We start from the raw sequence: 3709 nt of genomic DNA on the forward strand, positions 1-3709 counted from the left end.
CCCAGCGAAAGCTGGGCCCGCCCCACTGACAAACGATCCGCCGAAGCCACTGACAATCTCTCCACCGGCGACACCTGCCGAGCGCGGAAACGTTGTCCAGGGGAACGCGGAGATGTTGTCCAGGTCGGCGCGGAGATGTCGTCCAGGCGTGGGGGTGCGCTGTTACCGGGTGGCGCCGTGGCCGCCCCGCTCGCGTCGCGCCGGCGCGGTCAGCCGGTGGGGGGCGTGTCGTACGGGCCTGTAGGACCTTCAGTTCGCGCGAACTCTGGGAGGTCTAAGGCCCTCGCTCGGGTGCGCGTCACCAGCCACAAAGTAACGCAGAGTAATCGTCATCACTTTCTGTGTTGGTGCGCGATCAGCGCGGGCCGCAGGATGCTGAGCTTGTTCATCGCGGGAGAGGTAGGCCACGGTGCGCAGGCGGCTGGGCACGCCCTGGCCGGCGGCGGTCCAGAATGGCTGGGAGTCGCGGAAGTGGCCGCAGAGGGTGTGCCAGCTCGGCTGCTGAACTACTCGGCGACGCCTGGGGCGCTCGCCGGATCCGTGCCGGCCGAACCGTCCTTGCACCACGGCGGGTATCCGGCGGTCAGATCGGCCAGATCGGTCAGACGCTGAGCCGCGCGTTCGATGCGAGCACGGGCGCGCTCTGCCCGAAGTCCTGCCGCCTCAGCCCGCTGACGCGCGATCCGTGCCCGCTCCTCATACCGGCTGCTGGGCGCATCGTGTCCGTCACGCATCAGAATCTCCTTGATGTCTTGATTCGTCCTCGCTTCGCTGCGGGCGCTGCAGCTTGACCCGCTCCTTCCAGCGGAGGAGGCGTTGTCGAGGAAGGGCAGGAAGCCGGCGTTCCCGTCACCCCCCTGTCCCTTCTCCGCCGTGGCCGGCGGCGGCCCCGGCTACCTCGCCGATGCCGATCGGCGCCGGCACCTGGCGTGGCGACCGGCGGTGGCTGGTCGCGGCGAGGAGCTGGTGGGCACGCGCGATGAGCTGCTTGGACCGCTTGATGAGCTGGCCGGCGCGTTCGGACGGCCGAGGCAGGCGTTCCGCTCGCGCCGTGGCGGCGGTGTCGTGGTCCCTCGCTTGCAGTACCCGATGCTGCCGCAGGGTGCTGGGCCCGTCGATGCTTCGCGCGGCGGGCGGACCGGCGGGATCATTCGGTGGCGACATGGCGGCTCCAGGTGCGGCGGCAGGCGTGACAGTCTTCGGTGTTACCCTCACCACATGGGTGCCGCATCGACGCGGGATGACCGGCCGGTCAACGACTCACCAGCGCGCGAGCCACTGCGCACGGCAGTGACGCGGCCGGTGATCGCCCTGGTGGATGACGAGGCGGACCTGGTCGAGATGGCCACCGCGTACCTCACCCGCGACGGATTCCGGATGTACACCGCCGGCGACACCCGCGGTGCGGCGGCGTTGCTGCGCACCCACCCCGTCGACCTGCTCGTGCTGGATCTCGGCCTCCCCGACGGCAACGGCCTGGACTTCCTGCGCGGGGTACGCGCCGGCCGCCACCTGCCGGTGATCATCTTGACCGGCTGGGCAGAGGAGCGTGAGCGCGTCGTCGGGCTGGAGCTCGGCGCCGACGACTATGTCGTCAAGCCGTTCTCCCTGCCGGAGCTGGCCGCCCGGATCCGGGCGGTGCTGCGGCGCGCGCACCCCCCGGCTGCTGAGGCGGTGCATCGCGTCGGCGGGCTGGCCGTCGACACCCGGTCACGAGAGGTCACCGTGGACGGCGTGCCGCTGGCGTTGACACCGCTGGAGTACGGGTTGCTGGCGCTGCTGATCGCCCAGCCCCGGCAGGTGTTCACCACCGGCCAGCTGCTGCGCGCGGTGTGGGGCGCCGACCCGGACTGGCAGGACGGCTCGTCCGTCGTCGAGCATGTGTACCGGTTGCGCCGCAAACTCGCCATGGCCGGCGTGACCAGCCCGCGGATCACCACCGTGCGCGGCATCGGTTACCGGCTGGACCCCTGATGGCGTCCGCGAGCGGATGGGCGCTGGACTACGAACGCCTGTTCCAGGCGCTCCCGTCGCCGTACTTGATCATGACGGCGGACTTCACCATCGTCACCATCAATCAGGCCTACGCCGACGCCACCATGATCGACCGGGAGACGGTGGCCGGCCGGCCGATGTTCGAGGTGTTCCCCGACAACCCGGACGACCCCGACGCCGACGGCGTGCGCAACCTGCGCCGATCCCTGCAGACGGTGGTCGACTCCGGCCGGCCCGACGCCCTCGCCCTGCAGCGCTATGACATTCGCACCCCCGAGGGCGAATTCGTCGAGCGCTACTGGAGCCCGGTCAACACCCCGCTCTTCGCCGACGACGGCACTGTGGCGTTCATCGTCCACCGGGTCCAGGACGTCACCGACCTGGTCGAACTACGCCGTCACGGCCCCGAGCAGCAACGCGTCGCCGCGGCGCTGCAGACCCGGGTCGAGCAGATGGAGGCCGACCTGTTCACCCGCGGCCGCCAATTGCAGGAAGCCAACCGGGAACTGCAGCGCGTCAACGCCGAACTGGCCGCCGCCGGCGACGCGCTGCGCGCCCAGCAGCAGGCCAAGGACCGATTCATCGCCACCCTGTCCCACGAACTACGCAATCCCCTCGCCTCGGCCCGCGCCGCCCTCGACGTCCTCAAGCTGGACGTCCCCAACCATCCGGCCCGCGCCGTACTCACCCGGCAACTGACCGCCCTGACCAGGATGACCGACGACCTGCTCGAAGCCGCCAGGGTCGTCACCGGCCACCTGCAGGTCGCCCGCCGGCCACTGGACCTGCGCACGCTCGTGGCCGCCACCGTCCGCGACATCGACGCCACCCGCCCCGGCGCCACCGGGATCCGTCTCACCTTGCCCGACATGGCGGCGACCGTCGACGGCGACCCGGTCCGCCTCGCCCAAATGATCAGCAACCTGCTCGACAACGCCCGCAAACACGCACCCACCGACATCCCCGTCCACATCGAGGTGACCACCGAGGCCGGGCACGCCCTCGTGCGCGTGCGCGACGAGGGACCCGGCTTCCCGCCTGAGGCGGCGGCCGGCCTGTTCGACCCGTTCGTGCGGGCCGGCACCTCCGGCCAGAGTGCTCCCGCCGGGCTGGGCCTGGGCCTGGCCGTGGTCCGCGGCATTGCCACGCTGCACGACGGCACCGCCACCGCCCACAGCGACGGCCCCGGGACCGGCGCCACGTTCACCGTACGGCTGCCGCTCACCGACGCCCCGCCGAACAGCGCCGAGCAGCGCCCCGCGCCAGCCACCACCCGGGCGCCGATGCGGGTCCTGCTCGTCGAGGACAACACCGACCTCGCCGCCATGTACGCCGTGCTGCTACGCCAGCGCGGCGACACCGTCACCATCGCCACCAACGGCACCGACGCCCTCGCCGCCGCCCACCACCCGTTCGATCTGATCCTGTGCGACCTCGCCCTCGGCGACGACCCCGACGGCTACACCATCGCCCGCCGGCTGCGCCGCACCCCGACCCACCGCCGCACCCGCCTGATCGCCGTCTCCGGATTCAGCCAGGACACCGACCGCGAACGCAGCCGCGCCGCCGGATTCGACGCCCACCTCGCCAAACCACTCGACCCCACCCGCCTCGACCAACTCCTCAGCGACTGGACCGATCAGCCCACCCCCGGGTAAGGGTCCAGGAGAGGGTTCCCCATGTGCGTGCGGCCCGGTGGAGCGAGGTGAGGATC

The 3709-nt window shown here is 71.4% G+C and carries 3 protein-coding genes; 2 read left to right on the forward strand and 1 reads right to left on the reverse strand.

All coding sequences use genetic code 11. The features are described from left to right. Positions 1–506 precede the first annotated feature (506 nt). Positions 507–734, reverse strand: coding sequence for a hypothetical protein (locus D5H75_RS42565; RefSeq protein ID WP_202639005.1), 228 nt, complete (start codon positions 732–734; stop codon positions 507–509). Between the two features lie 484 nt (positions 735–1218). On the opposite strand from D5H75_RS42565, the gene D5H75_RS40645 reads away from it, so the two are divergent. After that, positions 1219–1974, forward strand: a complete 756-nt coding sequence (locus D5H75_RS40645; protein WP_119931978.1) for a response regulator transcription factor — start codon at positions 1219–1221, stop codon at positions 1972–1974. Continuing rightward, positions 1974–3653: a hybrid sensor histidine kinase/response regulator gene (locus D5H75_RS40650; RefSeq protein WP_119931979.1), complete on the forward strand. Its 1680-nt coding sequence runs from the start codon at positions 1974–1976 to the stop codon at positions 3651–3653. Before D5H75_RS40645 ends, D5H75_RS40650 begins: the two co-directional genes overlap by 1 nt. Positions 3654–3709 lie beyond the last annotated feature (56 nt).

The sequence above is a fragment of the Bailinhaonella thermotolerans genome, from assembly GCF_003594875.1.
GTDB classification, from domain to species: Bacteria; Actinomycetota; Actinomycetes; order Streptosporangiales; family Streptosporangiaceae; genus Bailinhaonella; species Bailinhaonella thermotolerans.

What these genes read in the sequence shown, in the direction of transcription:
- D5H75_RS40650 (WP_119931979.1), top strand. Translation starts at nt 1,974, where the DNA reads ATGGCGTCCGCGAGCGGATGGGCGCTGGACTACGAACGCCTGTTCCAG.
- D5H75_RS40645 (WP_119931978.1), top strand. Translation starts at nt 1,219, where the DNA reads ATGGGTGCCGCATCGACGCGGGATGACCGGCCGGTCAACGACTCACCA.
- D5H75_RS42565 (WP_202639005.1), bottom strand. Translation starts at nt 734, where the DNA reads ATGCGTGACGGACACGATGCGCCCAGCAGCCGGTATGAGGAGCGGGCA.